The 20,184-nt window shown below is 55.9% G+C and carries 19 protein-coding genes; 8 read left to right on the top strand and 11 right to left on the bottom strand.

All coding sequences use genetic code 11. From position 1 onward, the window contains the following. Positions 1-47 precede the first annotated feature (47 nt). A complete protein-coding gene (locus tag NI000_RS08925; RefSeq protein WP_253409704.1) occupies positions 48-704 on the top strand; it encodes an HXXEE domain-containing protein in 657 nt (218 codons plus the stop codon). Between the two features lie 113 nt (positions 705-817). On the opposite strand, the gene NI000_RS08920 is transcribed toward NI000_RS08925, so the two are convergent. Together NI000_RS08920 and NI000_RS08915 are read right to left on the bottom strand one after the other, a co-directional pair. Next, complete coding sequence (locus NI000_RS08920) at positions 818-955, bottom strand: hypothetical protein (protein ID WP_253409702.1); 138 nt, start codon at positions 953-955, stop codon at positions 818-820. A 19-nt stretch (positions 956-974) separates the two neighbouring features. Further along, positions 975-3,041 carry a sigma-70 family RNA polymerase sigma factor gene (locus NI000_RS08915; protein WP_253409700.1) on the bottom strand — a complete coding sequence of 689 codons (2,067 nt, stop codon included), beginning with the start codon at positions 3,039-3,041 and terminating at the stop codon, positions 975-977. 121 nt (positions 3,042-3,162) lie between these two features. Here NI000_RS08915 and NI000_RS08910 point away from each other — a divergent pair, with 121 nt between their 5' ends. The 3 genes from NI000_RS08910 to NI000_RS08900 all read left to right on the top strand — a co-directional run bounded on the left by NI000_RS08910 (position 3,163) and on the right by NI000_RS08900 (position 6,766). Next, positions 3,163-3,426 carry a hypothetical protein gene (locus NI000_RS08910; protein ID WP_253409698.1) on the top strand — a complete coding sequence of 88 codons (264 nt, stop codon included), beginning with the start codon at positions 3,163-3,165 and terminating at the stop codon, positions 3,424-3,426. Between the two features lie 307 nt (positions 3,427-3,733). Next, a complete protein-coding gene (locus NI000_RS08905) occupies positions 3,734-5,407 on the top strand; it encodes a peptide ABC transporter substrate-binding protein (protein ID WP_253409696.1) in 1,674 nt (557 codons plus the stop codon). Positions 5,408-5,575: 168 nt separating this feature from the next. Beyond that, positions 5,576-6,766 carry an FAD-dependent monooxygenase gene (locus NI000_RS08900; protein ID WP_253409694.1) on the top strand — a complete coding sequence of 397 codons (1,191 nt, stop codon included), beginning with the start codon at positions 5,576-5,578 and terminating at the stop codon, positions 6,764-6,766. Between the two features lie 6 nt (positions 6,767-6,772). Here the strand turns inward: NI000_RS08900 and NI000_RS08895 are convergent, their stop codons facing one another. From NI000_RS08895 to dat, 4 genes are read right to left on the bottom strand one after another with little or no spacing between them, the layout of a single operon-like run. After that, a complete protein-coding gene (locus NI000_RS08895; protein WP_253409692.1) occupies positions 6,773-7,855 on the bottom strand; it encodes a DmpA family aminopeptidase in 1,083 nt (360 codons plus the stop codon). Positions 7,856-7,869: 14 nt separating this feature from the next. Continuing rightward, on the bottom strand, positions 7,870-9,198 hold the full coding sequence (locus NI000_RS08890) for a serine hydrolase domain-containing protein (RefSeq protein WP_253409690.1): 1,329 nt from the start codon (positions 9,196-9,198) through the stop codon (positions 7,870-7,872). A gap of 30 nt (positions 9,199-9,228) precedes the next feature. Then, complete coding sequence (locus NI000_RS08885) at positions 9,229-10,155, bottom strand: dipeptidase (RefSeq protein ID WP_253409688.1); 927 nt, start codon at positions 10,153-10,155, stop codon at positions 9,229-9,231. A 30-nt stretch (positions 10,156-10,185) separates the two neighbouring features. Then, positions 10,186-11,028 (bottom strand): D-amino-acid transaminase, encoded by an 843-nt coding sequence (dat, locus tag NI000_RS08880; RefSeq protein ID WP_253409686.1) that lies wholly within the window; start codon positions 11,026-11,028, stop codon positions 10,186-10,188. Between the two features lie 125 nt (positions 11,029-11,153). On the opposite strand from dat, the gene NI000_RS08875 reads away from it, so the two are divergent. Beyond that, entirely contained in the window at positions 11,154-12,065 is a 912-nt protein-coding gene (locus NI000_RS08875) for a LysR family transcriptional regulator (RefSeq protein ID WP_253409684.1), read from the top strand. A gap of 168 nt (positions 12,066-12,233) precedes the next feature. Next, positions 12,234-13,133: a LysR substrate-binding domain-containing protein gene (locus NI000_RS08870; RefSeq protein WP_253409682.1), complete on the top strand. Its 900-nt coding sequence runs from the start codon at positions 12,234-12,236 to the stop codon at positions 13,131-13,133. An 8-nt stretch (positions 13,134-13,141) separates the two neighbouring features. On the opposite strand, the gene NI000_RS08865 is transcribed toward NI000_RS08870, so the two are convergent. The 4 genes from NI000_RS08865 to NI000_RS08855 all read right to left on the bottom strand — a co-directional run bounded on the left by NI000_RS08865 (position 13,142) and on the right by NI000_RS08855 (position 17,140). Beyond that, positions 13,142-14,131 carry an aldo/keto reductase family protein gene (locus NI000_RS08865; RefSeq protein ID WP_253409680.1) on the bottom strand — a complete coding sequence of 330 codons (990 nt, stop codon included), beginning with the start codon at positions 14,129-14,131 and terminating at the stop codon, positions 13,142-13,144. Between the two features lie 269 nt (positions 14,132-14,400). Continuing rightward, on the bottom strand, positions 14,401-15,636 hold the full coding sequence (locus NI000_RS08860; protein ID WP_253409678.1) for an aminopeptidase: 1,236 nt from the start codon (positions 15,634-15,636) through the stop codon (positions 14,401-14,403). Between the two features lie 152 nt (positions 15,637-15,788). Further along, on the bottom strand, positions 15,789-15,917 hold the full coding sequence (locus NI000_RS36720; protein ID WP_258959291.1) for a hypothetical protein: 129 nt from the start codon (positions 15,915-15,917) through the stop codon (positions 15,789-15,791). After that, entirely contained in the window at positions 15,917-17,140 is a 1,224-nt protein-coding gene (locus NI000_RS08855; protein ID WP_253409676.1) for a tetratricopeptide repeat protein, read from the bottom strand. The genes NI000_RS36720 and NI000_RS08855 overlap by 1 nt, the downstream gene beginning before the upstream one ends. Positions 17,141-17,364: 224 nt before the next feature. On the opposite strand from NI000_RS08855, the gene NI000_RS08850 reads away from it, so the two are divergent. After that, on the top strand, positions 17,365-18,165 hold the full coding sequence (locus NI000_RS08850; protein ID WP_253409674.1) for an ABC transporter ATP-binding protein: 801 nt from the start codon (positions 17,365-17,367) through the stop codon (positions 18,163-18,165). Between the two features lie 95 nt (positions 18,166-18,260). Here NI000_RS08850 and NI000_RS08845 read toward each other — a convergent pair whose 3' ends face one another. Next, positions 18,261-18,725: an Lrp/AsnC family transcriptional regulator gene (locus NI000_RS08845; RefSeq protein ID WP_253409672.1), complete on the bottom strand. Its 465-nt coding sequence runs from the start codon at positions 18,723-18,725 to the stop codon at positions 18,261-18,263. A 197-nt stretch (positions 18,726-18,922) separates the two neighbouring features. Here NI000_RS08845 and NI000_RS08840 point away from each other — a divergent pair, with 197 nt between their 5' ends. Further along, positions 18,923-20,098 (top strand): MFS transporter, encoded by a 1,176-nt coding sequence (locus tag NI000_RS08840; protein ID WP_253409671.1) that lies wholly within the window; start codon positions 18,923-18,925, stop codon positions 20,096-20,098. The last annotated feature ends 86 nt before the right edge of the window (positions 20,099-20,184 follow it).

Genomic DNA, 20,184 nt, shown 5'->3' with positions numbered 1-20,184 from the left:
TTTACTCAATTGTAACTCCATAAGAAACAAACAAGGAGGAACCTAACATGCTCGCTTTTCTGAATGACTGGATTTCCCTGCATCTATTGATCTGGCTTCTGCCCGTCGCCTTCTTCCTTCATGACGGCGAGGAAATCGTCACCGTGGAACGCTGGGTACGGCCGCGCAAACACACCCTGTCCCCGTTGATGCAGCGGGCGCTAAACTGGGACAAAAGCATTACCGTTCAATTCGCGACGGCTGTCGTGCTGATCGGATCGCTTATCTGCCTTGGTACGGGCATGGCCGCAGCAGCGGTGGAGGACGGAGGGAAGCTCGGCCCCGTCTTCCTTGGCATGGTCGCGGTCATGCTGCTGGACGGTATTAAGCATGTAGGCTTATCACTAGGGAAGCGGAGCTACACCGTCGGAGCCGTAACGGCAGCGCTGGTGGAAATTCCGTACGCCTCGTACGCCCTTTACCGCTTTTATCAGGCAGACTTAGTAGAGCCAGCCGCCCTATGGCTCGGCATCGCCATCGTCCTCCCGCTCGTGTTTTTTCTGATCGGTATCGGGTTCACACTCGGCCGGTGGATCGCGCCCTTTCGCAGGCCTGCAGCGGGGTCGGGCCAGACGGATACCGGTTCGCCGCATCTCGGCTCCATTTCTGCGCATCAAGGCGCAGATCTGGCCGAGCGGAAGGGACAGAGAACGGACGGCTACTGACCGGCCGTCAGCTTGACGGTAATATAGGCGTAGTCCGCCATAAAAAGCCCTCCTTCGGAAAAGGAAGATGTGTCCTTCCTTACCCGGGGAGGGCATCGTTTGAACCTGCAGAATCACCCGTTAAGCCACTTGAAGAACCAATACAAGAAGACCATCGATCCAATAATCGCCAGGTAACGAAGCTCTCGGGGCATGCGGATCCACAGCTTCAGCAAACGCATGCTGTACCTCTGTTCCGTTCTTTTGCTCATCCTCACCGAACCATCCCCTTTAATCCAGCTTCGAACAAATCAACTCGCCCGTTCGGGCATCGATCCAACGGATTTCCCGGCCCTTTTCCTTATGCACCAGACGGTACATCAAGCGGTAACGGCGCCTTTTGCCGTTGGCCGAGTAATCCGTCTCCCACCCCAGCTTCAGATCGAGAGCTTCCGCATAAATCCGCCGCGCCTCTGCCTCGTCCATGAGCGGCGTAACCTCGACAGCCCGCAATTGCGCCGGATCGACAGACGGGCCCGTCACATGTCCAATCTGTCCCGACGTCTTGTTGACGGATATCCGGATATGCTCCAATTCCAGCCAGACGCCCTGTTTCCCGATGCGGAAATCGAAGTGCTCCCTGTCGGAATCGGACACTTCCTCCTGCTGCCGCAGCTGCAAAAACGGCGCCAACCCCGGCGACATACGGTCCAAAAATCTCAGTGCGATGTCCAAGCACTCTTCCCGTGACAGCCTCAGCTCCCCTGGAGCCTCCTCTTCAAAACGAATAAACGACACCAGCCTTCCGCCGACCGGATCGATCTTCGCTTTCAGCGTCTCCTCCGACCGCTGCCGGAAAAAGGCGTCCAGCGAACGATCCTCTGACGACATCGGTTGCCAATCGCGCCGTCGCCAGACGATACCGGTCATCCGGTCGTCCATTTCCACTTCCCTCAGCAGCTCGTACCGGTCCGGATCGATTCCGAGCAGCTCCTGAGCGTCCTGCGCCGTCTGGACGGCCGGAGCCTCGACCGCAGGCCGCTCGGGAACAGGCAGCCATATGGCCGGTTCTTCGGATTCCGTATCTTCGTCGGCTGCTTCGCGGGCCTCTTCCGTCCCGTCCGCCCGGAAAAGCATCCAGCGGGTTCTCGGTTCGTAGACCAGCCTCAGCTCATCCTTTTCCGTATCGTCGACGGACTTGTGAAGGAAGTCCAGCCGCAGGTCCAGCTTGGCAGTATCCGAAATCTGGCGCAGAAGCCGCTCCTTCGGAACAATAAACTCCGGGACTTTCGGCTTCGTCTGCCGGCCGAAATACCGGAAGTCGCTGACGATGCCGCTGCGATGAACTTTGACCCGGAACCCCGACAGCGGCAGCGGCAGCCCCATGATCTCCTGTTCATAAAAGAATAGCGTCCCGGAGTCTGCGGACTTGGTGCGCGTCAGGGAAAACGGCTTCAGCGCGCCCGGATAATGGTCGAGCACGAACTTCTCCGCCTTGAGCCGCAATTGTTCCACAGACAGCTCCGGCAAATCGCTGGCCGCCTCCTCCACATCGATCGTATACTCGACTAGATCCCCTTGAGCGTTAAGCTCCACGGACAGGCCGCTATCCTTGCCGGACTTGCTCCATATGGGGTCTTCGCCCGCTTTCGTCCAGACGAACATCGCCCGCCCGCCTTCGCGCTTGTCTTCGTGATAATCCGCAATCGTAAGCTCGTACGCTTCCGGGATGTCGAAGAGCTCCTCCGTCCGCAGCTTCAATTCGGCCAGCTTGTGCTGCAAGGCTTCCTCGCCGGATAATTCGGAAGCACCGGCTGATGGGGACAGGCTTGAGCCTGCCGGTTCGTCCGGGTTATCGTATCGTTTGCGCAATTCCTTCAACCCCCTGTGCAAAATGGTTTTCACCGTGCCTATCGGCTTGCGGAGCAAAACGGCGATCTCCTCGATCGTCATATCGTGCCAATATTTGAATGTGATCACCTGTCTCTGCTTCGGCTCCAACTGCCGGACCGCCGAACGCAAGTCGAGACGGTCGTCGGGATCGGGCACGAGAGCCGGCTGACGTTCGGCTGCACGGCTATCATCCGGCACCAGCCGCTGCCGCTTGTCCAGCGCCGTCAGCGCGCAGTTGATGACGATGCGGGTCAGCCAAGTGGCGAAAAATTGCGGCTGCTTCAGCTTCGGCAGTCCGACAAGCGCCTTGTAGATCGCCTCATGGACCACATCCTCCGCGTCCATGTCCTGCCGCACGTAATAATAGGCAATCCGGCGCAGGCGGTCCTGCTGTTCCTCGATCAGAGCCAGGAAGGCCGCGTGATTTCCCGATTGGGCTTCTCTGACCCGGTCGCTTCGGTTCATGTCCTTCCCCTCCCATGTATACCCTTTAGACCGGCGAGAGCGCATTTAGGTTTCAGAGGTTTCGAAAAAATATTCGTTTAGCTCGGCCTTGATCTTCTCCGGGTGTCCGGATGTGTTGCGGATGCCGCTTGCAACGGCCTTGCTCAATATCGGGCTCTTTCGCCAAAATCATACATTTTATCCCAAAAAATTTATTTTCCCTCTCTCGCTATTAACCTTTTTTCCGAACGCTCCTTGGCACGTCGTTCTTTTGACCTACGCTTTCATCCTCCCGGGCACACGCCATCCGATAATTTTGCATCCGCCCTCCACCCGTTTAACCTATGGTTATTTCATTAACAGCCTTCCCGTCATTTTCTTTTTGAAAACGAATACATTTTATTAAAATTGTATTGAAAACACTGGTATATTGTGGTAGCTTGGTAATATATTTTTACAATCTTAATATTACAAATATCCCAGTAATCTTTTACCACACCTAGAATTTGGGACGAGCATTCACTTCCTACCGGGCCTTCCTCCATGCTCCTGCCGTCCCCGAGCCGCTAGTCCTGCTGCTCTACTCCCTACTTCATAAGAACCTGCATAACCAACGCGGCAGTCGATGCGTCTTGCGTAATTTTTGCAAAGGGATCACAGAACGATTCATCGTCGTTCTTGATTATATAAAATAATGAAAAAGGAGCGAGCTTATGAAGATTCGCAAATGGCTGGCTACAACGGTCATCCTGACTGTTGTCGGCGCAACGGCAGCCGGATGTACTGGCGGCAGCACCGGTACGAACACCGGTACGGGAACGGAAGGCGGCGAGAAGAGCGCTGCCCCCAAGCAGGAGATCACCCTTAACTTCAGGACGGAACCGGGGGCGATGGACGTCTCCAAATCGACGCAGGTGGCAGCGTTTACCGTCATGAACGCCGTTAGCGAAGGGCTGTACCGTCTCAATAAGGACGGCAAAGCCGAGCCGGGGCTAGCGAAAGACATGCCGAAAATTTCGGCAGACGGTAAAACGTACACGATCCAGCTGAAAGACAATTTGGTCTACTCCGACGGCCAGCCGGTCAAAGCCGAAGACTTCGTCTACTCGTACCAGCGTACGCTGGACCCTTCGACCAAGGCGTTGTATGCTTTTATGGTAGCTTGGGTTAAGGGCGGGGCGGACGTGCAGAAAGCCAAGACCCCCCAAGAGCTCGAAGCGGCGAAGAAAGCGCTCGGCGTCAAGGCGCTGGATGAGAAAACGGTGGAAATTACCTTGGAACGCCCGATTCCGTTCTTCACCGAGCAATTATCCTTCCTGCAATTTTTCCCGCAACGCAAAGACATCGTCGAAAAATATGGCGATAAAAACGGCGCAGACGCAGAATCCGCCATCGGCCCGGGTCCGTTCAAGCTGGCCCAATGGGACCATGAGCAGCAGCTCGTCTTAGTCAAAAACGATAAATATTGGGACAAAGATAAAGTCAAGCTGGAAAAAATTACGCTGAACATCGTCAAAGACGAAAACACCGGTCTGAACCTGTTCCAAACCGGAGCGACCCAGCTGCAAAACATTACCCGCGAGAGCATCAATCAGTGGGAAGGTAAGCCGGAATTCGTCCTGCAGCCCGAGCTGTCTTCCTGGTATGTTAAGCTGAGCCAGGAGAACGTCCCGGCCTTCAAGAACAAAAAAGTTCGTCAAGCGCTTGCGCTTGCCATCGACACCAAAGCGTTCATCGAAACGGTTACAGGCAAAGGCCCCGTACCGGCTACTGGCTTCGTACCGAACGGAACGAGCGACGGCAACGGTGGAGAGTTCCGCAAAAAAGCGGGCGATCTGCGACCGAAATTCGATCCGGCCAAAGCGAAGCAATTGCTGCAAGAAGGCTTGAAGGAGCTGGGCGTGGCGCAGCTGCCGAAGTTCAAGCTTCAAGCGGACGACAACGGGGTCGGACCGAAATCCGTCGAGTTCATCCTCGCCCAGTGGAAGCAAAATCTCGGCGTCGACGCCATCGGCGAGCCGGTTCCGCACAAGCTGCGCGTAGATAACGAGAACAACCACAAATATGAAGCGTCTCTCTCCGGCTGGAGCGCCGATTACAACGATCCGATGACGTTCCTCGAAATGTACGTGACCGGCAACGAATTCAACGATGTTGGTTGGTCCAATGCCGAATACGACAAGTTTATTAAAGGCGCGCAGAACGAGATGGATAAAGCGAAGCGTTCGCAGATGATGGTCGACGGCGAAAAAATATTGATGGAGGAAATGCCGATCATCCCGAACTACTTCCGCTCCCTCAGCTGGCTCAAAGACCCGAAACTGCAAGGTGCGGTCTTCCCGCCGTATGCGCTTGAATATGAGCTCAAGTGGGCGTATGTGAAGTAAGCTCAAGCTAAAAAAGCGAAAGCCGTCCTTCCCGTTGATTAGTCAACGGAGGACGGCTTTTTCTATGATAGTACCGCTGGACGGTACCATTGTTAGAACCAGGGCTTCGCCTTATAATCAGGGTATCGCTTAACTGGCAGCGTTAGCTGCCCGAAAGGAGGGTCCCGCATGGCATCGGCTTCATCCCGTCCCCGAGCGGTCATTATCGGCGCCGGTATCGGCGGATTGTCGGCAGCCATCGCGCTGCAAACCACAGGTTGGGAAGTTTCGGTCTACGAGAGGACGCACTTCCTGTCAGGCATCGGCGCCGGCATCGTCCTCGCCGCCAATGCCATGAAAGCGCTGCGGCAGCTTGGAGCGGACGAGCAGGCAAGCCGTCTCGGAGCCCCTGTACGGCAAGCGGATATTTATACATCGGACGGACAGCTGCTGGTGTCGCTTCCGACAGACGAGCAAGCCCGGCGCTACGGGGCACAGAGTTACCTGATCCACCGGACCGATCTGCATTCCGTGTTGCTCGGCCGTCTGGAGCCCGGGACGGTACGCACAGATAAGAAATTGCGCAGCTGGGAGCAAAACGAGCGGAGCGTCAAGGCCGTCTTCGAGGACGGCACGACCGCCGAAGGGGACGTGCTGATTGGCGCCGACGGCCTTCACTCCGCCGTTCGGGCGCAGCTCTTCAGCGAGAGCGCCCCGCTTCGTTATGCCGGATATTCCGCGCTGCGGGGCATCGCGAATTGGCACGACGAACGGTACCCGTTCGAGCAAGGCGGCGGTTTCGAAGCCTGGGGGCCGGGCAAGCGGTTCGGCGTATCGGCGATAGGGCAAGGACGCATCTTCTGGTTCGCCGCCATCAACGCGCCGCAAGGCCAAGAGCTCCTGCCCGCCGAGAGGAAGGCGGCCGCGCTGCGCCAATTTCACGGCTGGATGGAGCCGATCGAGGCGCTGATCTCTGCGACGGATGAGGCCTCCATCCTTTCGCACGATATTTTCGACCGCCGGCCGCTCGCCGGCTGGAGCCGGGGGCGCGTAACCTTGCTCGGCGACGCCGCGCATCCGATGCTGCCCAACCTCGGGCAAGGCGGGGCGCAGGCGATGGAGGACGCCCTTGCGCTGTCTCGCTGCTTGAGGCAGGCGTGCGGCACGCCGGGCACTCCCGATGCCGCCGCCGCTCTGCAGCAATATGAGCGGGAGCGGTTCGGACGGACCGCGCTGGTCGTCCGCAGGTCGCGCGCGATGGGCCGGATGGTGCAGCTCGCGCACCCCGCCGCCATGGCCGTCCGGAACCGGCTGCTTCGCCTGCTCCCTGCCCGGATGCAAATCAGCCGGCTGGACTGGCTGGTCGGGTATGAGCCTTGACCCCGATCAGCGTCCCAGTACGGCCAGCACTTCCTCAACCGGTAGAGCAGCAATCGTTCTTCCTTTGCGCCCCGAAGTCGTCTCCGCCATAAACAAGGAGTTGTAGATCGCTTCCTCAGTTGCCTCCGTTACGGCGCGGAAGCATTCGGACATCAGCCGGCCGTCTTCGCGAACGACGCGGAGCTCGAGCACACCGGAAGCCGGCGTATGCGGAATGCGGTTGCCGTTGCTGAAGGCGATCACGATGTCGCCGCTTCCGTGATGAGCGATCGAGCCGGTACGCGCCAAGCCGAAGCCTGCACGCCTGGCAATCCGCTTCAATTGGCGGGCGTCCATCGGCAAATCGGTGCCGACCACGATGATGATCGAGCCGTCGTTGTCCCGCGCTTCCTCCGGCTTCGCCCGAAGGAATTCGCCCACAGGCTTCCCAAGTATGGTCAAGTCTTCCCCAAGGCCGAAGTTCGTCAGCACCAGCACCCCGAAATGGTAAATTGATCCATCCGCTTCCACCTGTCTGGACGATGTCCCGATTCCTCCCTTATAGCCGAAGCAGACCATCCCGGTTCCGGCTCCGACCGCCCCTTCCGAGACGCGGCGGTCCGTGGCTGCCCATCCCTGACGGATCGCTTCCATCGCATGCTCTGGACGAACGTGCAGCCCTCTCATGTCGTTCAACAACGAGTCGTTGCACTCCCCCGTGACGACGTTCAGCGAGCCGTCGCGGTCTCCGATTCCGTTATCCTGCGCCAGCATGTAACGAAGCGTGCCTTCGGTCACCGCCGGTACGCCGAACGTATTCGTCAACATAATCGGCGATTCGATGACGCCCAACTCGTCCACTTGAACCAGACCGGCCGTTTTGCCGAAGCCGTTGATCACATGTGCCGCAGCGACTGTTTTTTCGCGAAACCAATCGCCCTGATGCGGCAAAATCGCTGTGACCCCCGTCCGGACGCAAGCATCGGGGCGGTCCTCGTGTAACGTCACATGCCCTACGGATACTCCGGGGACATCCGTAATGCTGTTATACTGTCCGGTCGGCAGCTTTCCGACGGTAAATCCGTAATCGCGCAATCGCTTTCTGCTCATAAAATATTCTCCCTCTATTCGTTTACGCGCCTCAGCATGCGGGAGCCGTAGAAGGCGGCCCAAGCCTGCGGCTCATCCTTGAAGAAGAACCGGATCGGATAGCCGCTGTCTGCGATGACGAGCGTACGGTCGTCACTAGCCCGCAGCGCGAAGGCTTTGCCGTCAATTTCAGTGACGGGCGAGTTCCCGTCGAGCACAATGTCGACGCTGCTGCCCTCGGCGGACCGGTAAGCGCCGGTCAGACGCCGCAGCTCCTCCAGAGAGGCCTTGTACGTCGGCTCCACGCTGCTCTTTTGCTCCAAGGGGAAGCCGAGCGTCGTATTAACCGCCGCCAGCCACAGCTCGTTTGCGGGCACGTTCGCCACATTCGTCAAGACAGCGGCTACAAGCCCGCGTTCGGGCACGAAGCCAAAATACGACGATACCCCGGGCTGGCCGCCCCCGTGCTCGACAAGCGTAACGCCGGAGTAATCGGGGGTCACCCGCAGCGCGCAGCCGTAGAACACATTTCTGCCGATCCGGTGAATCGGCTCCCGCATCTGCCTCAAGCTCTCGCTCCGCACCACGGGGCGGCCCTTCGAAGGCTCGGCTTCATTCACGTAAATTTGCCCGTATTTCAGCAGATCGCGCACCGTCGACCGAATACCGCCGCCCGCTTCGTAATTCCCCAGCTTGGGCCACGACACCTCGTCCAGCGTCTGTGTACCGCCGCGCTTCACATACGGTACGGAGACATTATCCCAAGCGGCCAGCTCGTCCAAGCTGAACGTAGACCGCCGCATCTGCAGCGGCTCCAGAATCCGCTCCGTGATCACCGTTCGGAACGGACGACCCGTGAGCCGTTCGATGATCGCCCCGAGCAGCAGAAACGTGTCGTTGCAGTAGCTGAAATATTCCCCCGGCGCTCCTAAAAGCTCGATCTCTTCGCTCGCCAAATAGTCGAGGTGCTCGGCGAACCGCCGAAGGTCCTCCCGGCGGCGCATGGGCGGGACACCCGCCGTATGGGAAAGCAAGTGCCGCACTTGGATACCCTCGACCCGCATCCCGCCGGAAGTGCGCAGCTTAAACTCGGGAAGGTGCTTCGTGACGGGATCGTCCAACGTAAGCTTCCCTTCCTCCGCGAGCTGCATGATGGCTAAGGCCGTGAACGACTTGGTAACCGACGCGATGCCGAACACCGTATCCGGGGTAACCGGCTCACCCGTTTCCATATTTCTAACGCCGAATCCCTGCTGATAGACGGTCTCTCCGTGCAGCGAGACGGCCACGGCCGCCCCGGGGATCGCTTCTTTCTCCATCATCGCCTTCACATAAGCTTCGAATCCAGACCAGTTGCCGGTCATGACAGCACCTCCATAGACTGCACGGTCCGCTTACTTCGGACGGTTGCGCAAAAAGTTCTCTGCTGCAAATCCGCGCACTTCTTCTTCCTTATAATATTTTAGCAGCTCGTTGATCAAGTTCTGACTTTTGCCCGCGTGCTCCAAGCCTTCAACAAACTCGGAAATGCCGTCAAAATCCGAACCGAGCCCGATATGCCGCACGCCGCCGAGCGCGCACAAATGATCGATATGCTTTAACAAATCGGGGATCGTTACATGCCTTACCCGTCTTACAAAGGCAGGGCAATAAATGACGTGAACCGTCCCGCCTTTGGCAAACAGCGCCTTGGCCTGTTCGTCCGTTAAATTGCGCGGGTGATCGCAAACCGCACGCGCGTTGGCGTGGCTCGCCATCGGATAATCTGCCAGCTCAACCACATCCCAGAACGCCCGCTCGCACAGATGAGCGACATCGGTCAGCAGCCGGTGCTCGTTATTGAAGCGCACAATGTCCCGGCCGAACGAGGTAAGCCCGGCACCTCGTGGCTCCAGCACGCCATCGGCAGCGAGGTTGGCGTAGTTCCAGGTCAAGCCGACCGCACGCACGCCGAGCTGGTATAAAATGTTCAGCTGGCGCAGGTCGTTGCCGATAGGATCGACGCCTTCCAGCGTCAGCATGGCTCCGATCTGCCCCGGTTCGAGCGTATCGAAATCGGTCCAGTCTCGAATCTGCTTCATTTCCGGATGCTTCCCCAACACCTCGTCGTAGAAATAATGAATTTGATCCAGCGCCGCTTGAAACTTCTGCTCCGCCTTGAGGTGAGGCGGAACGAAGACCGCAAAGCACTGGGCTTTCACGCCGCCTTGCTGCAGCCTTGCCTTGTTCGTCGCCAGCTCCTCCGAACTGCCGTACGACAGCTTCCCGCCGCTTATCCAGAGCTTATACAGCGCGTCGCAATGAAAGTCGATGATTTCCATGTTTTTCCCCATTTCTTGATCCAGCCTTTCCTAGTCCTGCCCTGTCATTGTACGGAACCGTTCGTACAGCGCCCGCGCGACCGGTCCGGGCTTTCCGTCCCGGATCAGGCTTCCGTCCTCGAAACGAACGACCGGCATCACTTCCGTCGTCGTACTGGTGATGAACGCTTCGTCCGCCTGCCGCAGCTCCTCCGGCGTAAACGATTGTTCGACGAACGGGATGTGCAGCTCGTGCGCGATCCGCTGCACCGCCATTCTCGTAATGCCCGCCAAAATCTGATTGGACAGCGGCGCCGTCCGAATCGCTCCGTCTTTGACCATGTATACGTTGGAGCTTGTTCCTTCCGTCACATACCCGTCCCGTACGAGAACCGCTTCGAGGCATCCGCGTTCGGACGCGGCTTGCTTGGCCAAAATGTTGGGCAGCAGGTTGAGCGACTTGATCCAGCAGTTCAGCCACCGCTCGTCCGGATGCAGCATGACGCTGATACCGGAGGCCCTTGCCTCGGCAGGTATTTCCCGAAACGGCTTCGCCGTCATCGAGACGGACGCCGGGCAAACCGGGAACAAATGATTGCGTGGGGCGATGCCGCGGGTCGCCTGCACATACAGATCAAGATCCGACAGCCCGCTTTTTTGCATCAATTCCCCGATGGTCCGCTTCAACGACTCGCCGTCCTGCCCGATCTCCAGACGGATCGCCGCGGCGCTCTTGAACAAACGGTCCAAATGCTCGTCGAGCATAAAAGGCCGCCCCTTGTAAATCCGAATCACCTCATACACGCCGTCCCCGAATTGATGTCCCCGCTCGTCGATCGGAACGGCCGGTTCGTCCGATTGGATGAAGCTACCGTTAAAATAAGCTAAAGCCATGATGCAGCCCCTCCCTAGTTAAATTCCCATGTTATTAACAAACTAATCGATTTCCGCAGGCCGGTCCAATAGGATAATGACATGAAGGGTATAAGAAAATATAATACGAGCATAGGGGGCGTTTTATGAATACGGATCATGTTGAATGTTTTGTCATGGTGGCTCTGACCGGAAGCTTCAGCAAAGCGGCCAACCTGCTGTATTTGTCCCAGCCTACGGTCAGCCAGAGGATCAAAGCGCTCGAAGCCGACTTGAACTGCAGGCTGTTTCAACGAACGGGCCATGCCATCGCCTTGACGGAGGAAGGCGAAAGCTTCCTTCCCTATGCCAAAAGCATGCTGCAATCACTTCAGGACGGGCAGCAGGCGATCCAGCGGATTCACGGGAAATTGGAAGGCGAGCTGTCCGTCGCTTCCGTTTTCGGGGCGGCCTTTTACCTGCTTCCCCAGCTTGTTGAACAATTCCAGACACTCTACCCGAAGGTGAAGCTAACACTTTTGACAGGACATTCGCATCAGGTGCTCGATATGGTATTGAATCATGAAGTATCCTTCGGAATCGCCCGCGCCGTCAATCACCCGCAGATCCGGCGCATTCCGATCCTGAAGGACGATATGCTGCTGGCGGTCTATCCGGGCCATCCGTTTCACGACCGCAAGCAGGTGACGATCGAGGATGTCGCCAAGGAGCGGCTTATTTTATTCAATCGCGGGTCGCTCGACTGGACGCTGATTAACGGAGCGTTCAGCCACTACCGGCTGGACCGGCACGTGGTTATGGAGGCGGACAACATCGAGGTGGTCAAGCGGATGGTCAAGCAAAGGCTGGGCATCGCGTTTCTGCCCCGCTTCTCGATCCTCCACGATCTGGAGCGGGACGAGCTCCGCGAGGTGGAGGTCGCCGGGCTGCCGCAGTTGAACCGCAATTTCGAGCTGATTTATTTGAAGGACATGTCGTTGAACCAGATCATGGAGCAGTTTATCGGCTTCTTATGCCAGCACCATGCGCAGTCCGGCCATTGGCCGGATCAGGGATAAGAACGAATGTGGCAAGCTTGGCAGAGCTTCCGCACGTTAATCTAAGCCGTCTCCCCGCGGCGTTCTTAAAGGCGTGCGAAAAAACGCCGGAACAATGTCTCCGGCGAGGCCGAGTTCTAATGTATACTTATCAGGAGAAACAATCATTTGTGCGAAGGAAGCAAAAGAATGGATATACGGAAATTGCGCTACTTTATTGCAGTGGCGGAAGAGCTTCATTTCAACCGTGCCGCGGAAAAATTGAACATGACACAGCCTCCCCTCAGCCAGCAAATTCAAGCGCTGGAAAAGGATCTTGGCGTGAAATTGCTGGAACGCAGCAAAAGACAGGTTCGTCTTACGCCGGCGGGAGCCGTTTTTTTAGAAGAGGCCAAAACGATTTTATCTCAATTGGAGCGGTCGATTAAGACGACGCAGCTTGCCGGTCGAGGAATAAGCGGTCATTTGGTTATTGCGTTCGTGGACTCGGCTGCGGGCGGTTTAATGATCGATATTCTAAAAGGTTTTCGGGAACATTTCCCGCAAATACAGCTTACTTTGCGCGAGATGACTTCCGCCCAGCAAGAGCAGGCCTTACTTGACGGAAGCGTTCATGTCGGCTTTCTCCGTGCCATTGAACCGGCGAAGCATCTGGCTTATCGTACATTTGCAATAGAATCACTCTTTGCCGTACTGCCCGAACAGCATCCGTTAGCAAGGCAGCCGCTTCTGTCCGTCAGCTCGTTGGAATGTGAGCCGTTCGTCTTGTTTCCGCGTCATCTGGGAGTCGATTTTCATCGCCTGATCATGGAATTTTGCTCCCAACATGGCGTTTATCCAAATGTCGTACAGGAAGCTATTCAGATGTACACCATTGTAAACTTGGTTGCCGCAAACCTGGGCGTTTCCATCGTGCCTTCTTCCGTTGCCGAATTTCGGCGCAGCGGCGTCGTATTCCGGCCCTTTAAGGAAAGCGCACCGCCGGTTCCTCTCTATGCCGCTTGGAGAACCGATACGGATAAGGCCGTCTTGTCAGCCTTTCTTGAGACCATGGAAGCCGTATGTTCGGCGGCTATGGCTCGCGGATAACCTGCCAATCAACCGGTTTTTCCTGGATCGCGCTCAACCAGTCCTTCTAAGATATGGTCGATTTGGCTCATCGTTTCAGGGTCAAGACGAAGCCCTGCAGCCTTGACGTTCTCATGTACTTGTTCCGGCTTGGATGCGCCGATAATGGCGGCTGACACCTGCGAATTTTGCAGCACCCATGCTATGGCAAGCTGCGGCAGCGTCAACCCGGCTTCGTGCGCAAGGGAAGAGAGCCTAGAGACAGCCTGCAGCACTTCGGTACGCATCCACTGCCCTGCCAATCGCTCGAAAAAGGAAGCCCCAGCCGGCGTCGAAGCACGGGAGCCTTGGGGAATCGGCTTATCCGGCATATATTTCCCGGAAAGAATTCCTTGTGCAAGCGGCGACCAGACTACCTGCCCGATTCCTTCCCGCTCGCAGGCTGGGACGACTTCCGCTTCGATAACGCGCCATAACATCGAATATTGGGGTTGACTCGCGATCAGCGGAACCTTCAATTCCCGTGCCAACGCCGCCCCTTCCGCAATTTGTCCCGCCGTCCACTCGCTTATCCCGATATATAGAACTTTTCCTTGCCGAACCAGATCCGAAAAAGCCAAAAAGGTTTCTTCAAGCGGCGTCCTCTCATCAAAGCGGTGCGCATAATAGACATCGATATAATCCGTCTGCAATCTGTTCAACGAAGCATGGCAGGCTTCCATAATATGCTTGCGGGAAAGCCCTCTGTCGTTCTGTCCGGTTCCTGTCGGATGGAAAACCTTGGTGCACAGCTCAACGCTTTCGCGGCGCACTCCTCTCAAAGCCTGGCTCAGCACCGTTTCCGCCTTCGTATCCGAGTAAACATCCGCTGTGTCAAAGGTAGTAATTCCTGCATCCAACGCGGCTCGGACACAAGCATAGGCCGTGTCGTTGTCCACTTGAGCGCCGTGGGTAATCCAGTTTCCAAAAGCAATCTCACTTATAGACAAGCCGCTCGCACCCAATCTTCGATAGTTCATCTTATCTACCTCCTTTCAGGTTACAATCCGATTATAATTAACCAAAATTAATAGGTGAAATATTCTTTTTTATAGGTATTAATTCAAAATTCATATTTATTGCGAGAAATAAAAAGAACGCCCGACTTCGCTAAGTCGGACGTTCTTTTTATGTACAAGCCCTTGCGTTTGCCCGCCGGAGGAACGGTTGCGGAAACGCCGGCACAATGGAACTCGTTCGTTCCCCTTGCTCGTCCTCCCTGGCCGTCTTCCGCTGCTTATGACGGGGATTACCCGATAGCCCAGTTGCCTTGACGGAACACCGGCTCGCGAGTGCCGTCCTGCAGCTCGCCGTCAATATCCAGCTCCGCCGAGCCTACCATAAAGTCGACGTGCGTCAGGCTGACGTTCGCGCCCTTGGCCAGCAGCTCCTCCTTGGTCATCTTCGTCCCGTTCTCAATCGTAAACGGATAGGCGCTGCCGACCGCGAAGTGGCAGGACGCGTTCTCATCAATACCCGTGTTGTAAAACACGCGGTTCAGGTTTGAAATCGGAGAATCGTGCGGCACGAGCGCCACTTCCCCTAAATATTTCGCCCCTTCGTCCGTCTTCAGCAGGGCGTCCAAATATTCAAGCCCGACCTCGGCCGTATAGCTGACCACTTTGCCGCCTTCGAACGTGAGCGAGAACTTGTCGACAAGCCGGCCGTTCAAGTTTAACGGCTTCGTGCTCGTCACTGTTCCGTTCACGCCGGTCCGCAGCGGCATCGTGTACACTTCCTCCGTCGGCATGTTGGCTACGAAGTATACGCCTTGATCGTCCGTCGTCCCGCCGCCGTGCCAAACATGCCCTTCAGGCAGCACGACCGACAATTCGGTACCCGGAGCCCGGTAATGCAGCTTCTTGTATTTTTTCTCGTTGAGCTTCTCCTTGACCTGCTTCAGCCGGCCGATATGCTCCTTCCAAGCCGCCACAGGATCTTCCGCGTCGACCCGGTTCATTTTGAAGATCGTATCCCACATCACCCGGACACGCTCTTCCTCCGGAAGCTCCGGGAACACCTTGGCCGCCCAGGCGCGCGTCGGCGCTTTCACGAGACACCAGCTGAACTTTTTGTTGCGCACGTAGCTTTGGAATGTCTCCCTCGCCACAGCCGCCGCTTTGGTCGCCCGCGTCACTTTGTCCGAATCGATGCCCTTGTACAATTCCGGGTCAGGCACTTTGATGTTGATCAATGCCCCGCCGTTCTCCGCCAGCTGCTCCATCATCGCCGGCATCCACTGCGGGTAGTAGTCGAACGACTCGTCAGGCGCATATAAGAACCGGTTTCTCGTCACTTCCTCGTCATCCCATTGAACCTGCACGTATTTCGCTCCCGCTTCGTATGCCTTTTGCACGACTTTACGGGTGAACGGCGCAGCTTCCAGCGGCGATTCGATGTGAAGCACTTGTCCGGGCTGAACGTTCGCTCCGACCCGGACGACAAGCTCCGCGTATTTTTCCAGACTTCGGTCAAAAGCTTCCATGTCCCTGTCTCCTGTCCTATCGATTGGTTACCCGTACCATTATACTAGAAGTCGGGAGGCGAACCAAGCGTACTCCCAGGCTCGGATCCGGTCAAACCAAAAGAGCCCCTGACCTGTTCCATGAACCGGCCGGGACTCCTTGAGATCGGGTGTTAGCCTCCTACACCGTTATCGTGGAAGTAATGCATTTTTACCGGCTCGTTTGCCGGCGGTTGATACGATACGGACAGGCCGTTCAAGAAAATGAACCCCAAAGTCAGAAGCACCATCATTTTTTTCATCAAGCGGACACTCCTTCCAAAATTTTCTCGTATTCCTTCTTTTGCTGTTCCGTCGCATGGTCAACATGCTTCCAGAACAATGAGACGCATTTCTCAAACCCCGAATAATAACGCAATTTTTGGGCCAGACCCAACGCGTGAATTAATTCATTTAGCGCTTGGTGCTTCCCTCCTCTTTTGAAGCTGTAAATGACCTTCTCATACCAAAAGTGAAACAGCTGCGTGCCATTGATGTGATCGCAGATCGTCCCGACGGTCGGGATTCTCTTTTCGAATTTGGCAAGTACCGCGTCAACGGAAAAATGGTATCGGTTTGCGGCTCTCATGACGACCGATAAACTGGGAAGGATTTGATTGGGGTATTCCTCCAAATAGGCGGATAATTCGGGCAGCACTTTAAGGTTTCCCGTATTCAATTCGAGGATGAGCCCGTTTCCTTTACCCCATATCCGGAATTTCTCAACCTCCTTTTTACCGACCTCGTCAAGACCTTGGAACCATGAAAGATCGGAATACTCCTGCACGCAGCGCTTGGCCTCTTCATATTGTTCCAGTTTGGTTAGAGCCACCCCTTTCATCAGACAGCCTTGACCGTAGTACACGACTAAATGCCGTTCCGTTTGCAGCGGTTTATACAGTTCGTTATGTATCAGCTTTTCGTAGATCGCAGTTGCCAGCTCTCTGAGTTCATCGGCGTACTGTCCGACTTTGTCCCACCGCTCGAAGGTGTAATAAACATTGGCCATCTGCAAAAGAGCGTCCAGCCGGACATCCTCCGGCAGATGTTTGTAATGGGTTTCAAAACGAAACACGGCTTCTCTGTTTTCTTCCACCCCGGTTCCGATGAGCGATTGAAACAACCGGAACTGACTCATGACATACTGCGGGTCCTCTGTGTTTCCTTTATCGACAATTTGGCGGTAAAGCGGAATAGCCTCTTTTTTCTTTCCTTGCTCAAACAGGCTCTCCGCTAAGGAAAATTGCTTCGAACAGGTTAGCTTATCGTTCAAGAAACATTGGCCCAAATACAATTCGTAAAGCCAACCGGGGCCGTGCCCCAACACGGATGCTACCTTGTCGAGCTGGTCTATGGTGACGGACCGGGGGTAATCCAGCTGCTCAATACGGATTCCTGCAAGTTCGCTGAATTGCGAAGGCGTGTACCCGTGGAGTTGCAACTCATTCTCCACTACCGTTCTCATACTTTGAATGGTCGTTACCATATAAATTCTCCTCCCTGCCTATATCCATAATAGTACATCGGTCAAAGGGAAGTGTAAATATCATACTTTTTATGTATATTACTGGTCTGTAACCGCTATCACACAAAAATTGAAATGTAGCAAAAATTGCTCTTCGGGATGAGCACTTTTCGCATCGACACAGCTTCGTCCTTGTTTTATGATGAGGAAATAGACATTTGCGAACAAAGGAAAGAGGTCAGCCTATGGAACACGTCATTGATATTCAGAATGTATCTTGGAAAAACGGCCAGAACTATTTGCTGCACAATGTCAGCTGGACCGTGCGTCCGAAAGAGCATTGGGCGCTGCTGGGCTTGAACGGGTCGGGAAAAACGACGCTGCTGAACATGATTAACGGCTATCTCTGGCCGACGACAGGATCGGTGTCCGTGCTCGGCCACCGGTTCGGGGAAGTCGATTTGCGCGAGCTGCGCCGTTCCATCGGCTGGGTCAGCTCCTCGCTGCAGGAGAAGCTGTACGCCACCGACAAAACCCAGTATGTGGTCATCAGCGGCAAATACGCGACCATCGGCTTATACGAGCGGCTGTCCGATGAAGATCTGGACCGGGCGCAAGCGCTGATGCGCACGCTGGGCTGCACGCATCTGTGGGACAGGGAATTCCGAACCTGCTCGCAGGGAGAGAAGCAGAAGGTGCTGATCGCCCGGGCGCTGATGGCGGACCCGCACCTGCTTATTCTGGACGAGCCCTGCAACGGGCTGGATCTGTTCTCGCGCGAGAAGCTGCTGGATAGCATCCAGGAGCTAAGCTGCCAAGAGCAGTCGCCGACGCTGATTTACGTCACCCACCATACGGAGGAAATCGTTCCCGCCTTCAGCCATACGCTGCTGCTGCGCAGAGGCGAGGTGGTCACCAGCGGAGCCACCGAACGCATATTGGAGGCGGACATTTTGACGGATTTTTTCGAGGCTCCTGTCGAGGTCGAAAAGCACCGTCAGCGCGTGTACGTACGGGCGGCCCACAGCGGGAACCCGCTTGCGTAGTGATATAAGAGAACAAAAAGCTTAGCCGATTCGCCTTTAAAGGGGAAAACGGCTAAGCTTTTTCGTTTAGTTGATGAAGCGCTCTTTCGATGCCGTTAGTTCGACAAAGGCTCCGCCGATTCGGCGATTGGCGGTTCACCGATCATCATCTTTTGCTCGAACGGTGCCGTGAGCATCATCAAGGTATAGGAGTAGCCGAAGTCTCCGCATCTTTCCGAAAAATCCACCAGCTCCTCTGTCGTTGCGGTAACGACCTTCAGCATGTAGTTGTACTCCCCGCTAATCCGGTACATGTCCGTGACCTCGGGCGACTGCCTGCAAAATTCGACAAAAGCGGCGCATTTCTTCGTCCGGAACATGACAAAGGCCGTCGTGTTCTTGCCCAGCTTCGGCATGGAGATCGCCGCGCGGTATCCCGTAATCACGCCCTGCTCCTCCAGCTTCCTTACCCTCTCCTTTACGGCCGGCTGCGTCATCCCGATGATCCTCCCCAGCTCCGCCATCGGAATGCGGGAATTTTCGTGCAGCAGGCTTAAAATTTTGTAGTCCACTTGATCCATACAACCACCCTTTCAAATCTATAAGTGAACATCGCGAATTAACTTCAATCCTTAAATTTGTGAGGCCCAAATACCTCGATTCATGTATGTAAATTATAAAATCATTTTCGTAAAATGTCATTAGCAATCGCTTGTCGCACCCGCGCGGGAATCGGCAAAACAACAAACCAGTATTTTTCATGAATGGAGTGAAGCATTTGTCTCGCTATTTCGGAATTTATTTGCTTGCCTTAGGGGAATTCATGGTGGGGACGTCGGAGTCGATTGTCACCGGCATCATCGGCATGATCGCCAAGGATACGCAGGTGCCTCTCTCCCTCGCCGGGCAGTTGGTCACAGGCTTCTCTCTTGCGTTTGCCTTCGGCTCGCCGCTGTTGATCGCGTTCACCGCCCGCATGGAGCGAAAGAAGCTGCTCGCGGCTGCTCTTTTCCTCTTTATTGCCGGCAATCTGCTTGCTTTTTTCAGCACAGGCTTTGCCGTATTATTGGCCTCTCGGATCCTGCTCGGGCTAAGCGGAGGCGTCTATACGGTGGTGGCGCTCGCCGCCGCGGCCAATCTGGCTCTGCCCGAGAAAAAGGGAAGCGCGATCGGAACGATTCTCATGGGGTTTAGCGTCTCGCTCGTTCTGGGGGTACCCGCAGGCACTATGGCTGGGGATATGTGGGGATGGCGTTCGGTATTTCTGATCATTGCAGGATTCAGCATTCTTGCGGCTTGGGCTATTATGGCGTACCTTCCGAAGCTGCCGAAGCAAGAAACTGTCCCGCTGCGGACCCAATTGGCCGCTCTCAAGAACAGTCGGGTCGTTACGGCGCTGCTGATCTCGTTCCTGTTCGTGACGGGATACTCAACCGTCTATACGTACATTACGCCTCTCCTGCAATCCGCTGCGGGGATGTCCACGGCGCTTGTCAGCACGACGTTGTTGCTGGCAGGACTCGCCAGTGCCGCAGGATCGCGCATAGGGGGATTCGCTACCGATAAATGGGGAATTCGGCCCACGCTGTACGTGAGCCTGCTTCTGCATGCCGCGATTCTGATCGCTTTTCCCTTCGCAGCCCAGCTTGTTATCGGTGCGATGCTGGCGACCATGGTGTGGATCGGCGCCGTGCAGACGACGGTACCTGCCCAGCAGTATTACTTGATCACCTTGTCGCCGCACTCGTCAGAAATTGCCCTTAGCGTCAATACTTCCGTCTTTCAGCTCGGGCTGGCTGTCGGAGCAGGCGTAGGCGGACTGATCGTGGACCGTTATACGGCCGTCCCTCTCGGTTGGGTCGGCGGAGCGACGGTGCTGCTTGGGCTATTCTTCGCATGGCTGTCGTTTTCGCTGGGCAGAACTGCCTCGTCGAAGGCTGTGCTGTCGAAGTAAAGCGGTCGAACAGGGCAGTATCCTTTCGTGGCAGTTCTCTATTCATGGAGGACTGCCCTTTACGTGTATTCAACGTTAAAAACGAT

The organism is Paenibacillus tyrphae (assembly GCF_024158745.1).
Lineage (GTDB): Bacteria > Bacillota > Bacilli > Paenibacillales > NBRC-103111 > Paenibacillus_G > Paenibacillus_G tyrfis_A.
This window is presented reverse-complemented; position numbering and strand designations above follow the sequence as displayed.

Excerpts from the sequence above, each read along its gene's own strand:
- NI000_RS08865 (WP_253409680.1), bottom strand. The coding sequence starts at position 14,131 with ATGAACTATCGAAGATTGGGTGCGAGCGGCTTGTCTATAAGTGAGATT.
- NI000_RS08850 (WP_253409674.1), top strand. The coding sequence starts at position 17,365 with ATGGAACACGTCATTGATATTCAGAATGTATCTTGGAAAAACGGCCAG.
- dat (WP_253409686.1), bottom strand. The coding sequence starts at position 11,028 with ATGGCTTTAGCTTATTTTAACGGTAGCTTCATCCAATCGGACGAACCG.
- NI000_RS08845 (WP_253409672.1), bottom strand. The coding sequence starts at position 18,725 with ATGGATCAAGTGGACTACAAAATTTTAAGCCTGCTGCACGAAAATTCC.
- NI000_RS08895 (WP_253409692.1), bottom strand. The coding sequence starts at position 7,855 with ATGAGCAGAAAGCGATTGCGCGATTACGGATTTACCGTCGGAAAGCTG.
- NI000_RS08875 (WP_253409684.1), top strand. The coding sequence starts at position 11,154 with ATGAATACGGATCATGTTGAATGTTTTGTCATGGTGGCTCTGACCGGA.
- NI000_RS08925 (WP_253409704.1), top strand. The coding sequence starts at position 48 with ATGCTCGCTTTTCTGAATGACTGGATTTCCCTGCATCTATTGATCTGG.
- NI000_RS08905 (WP_253409696.1), top strand. The coding sequence starts at position 3,734 with ATGAAGATTCGCAAATGGCTGGCTACAACGGTCATCCTGACTGTTGTC.
- NI000_RS08900 (WP_253409694.1), top strand. The coding sequence starts at position 5,576 with ATGGCATCGGCTTCATCCCGTCCCCGAGCGGTCATTATCGGCGCCGGT.
- NI000_RS36720 (WP_258959291.1), bottom strand. The coding sequence starts at position 15,917 with ATGAAAAAAATGATGGTGCTTCTGACTTTGGGGTTCATTTTCTTGAAC.
- NI000_RS08910 (WP_253409698.1), top strand. The coding sequence starts at position 3,163 with ATGCCGCTTGCAACGGCCTTGCTCAATATCGGGCTCTTTCGCCAAAAT.
- NI000_RS08860 (WP_253409678.1), bottom strand. The coding sequence starts at position 15,636 with ATGGAAGCTTTTGACCGAAGTCTGGAAAAATACGCGGAGCTTGTCGTC.
- NI000_RS08885 (WP_253409688.1), bottom strand. The coding sequence starts at position 10,155 with ATGGAAATCATCGACTTTCATTGCGACGCGCTGTATAAGCTCTGGATA.
- NI000_RS08890 (WP_253409690.1), bottom strand. The coding sequence starts at position 9,198 with ATGACCGGCAACTGGTCTGGATTCGAAGCTTATGTGAAGGCGATGATG.
- NI000_RS08915 (WP_253409700.1), bottom strand. The coding sequence starts at position 3,041 with ATGAACCGAAGCGACCGGGTCAGAGAAGCCCAATCGGGAAATCACGCG.
- NI000_RS08855 (WP_253409676.1), bottom strand. The coding sequence starts at position 17,140 with ATGGTAACGACCATTCAAAGTATGAGAACGGTAGTGGAGAATGAGTTG.
- NI000_RS08870 (WP_253409682.1), top strand. The coding sequence starts at position 12,234 with ATGGATATACGGAAATTGCGCTACTTTATTGCAGTGGCGGAAGAGCTT.
- NI000_RS08920 (WP_253409702.1), bottom strand. The coding sequence starts at position 955 with ATGAGCAAAAGAACGGAACAGAGGTACAGCATGCGTTTGCTGAAGCTG.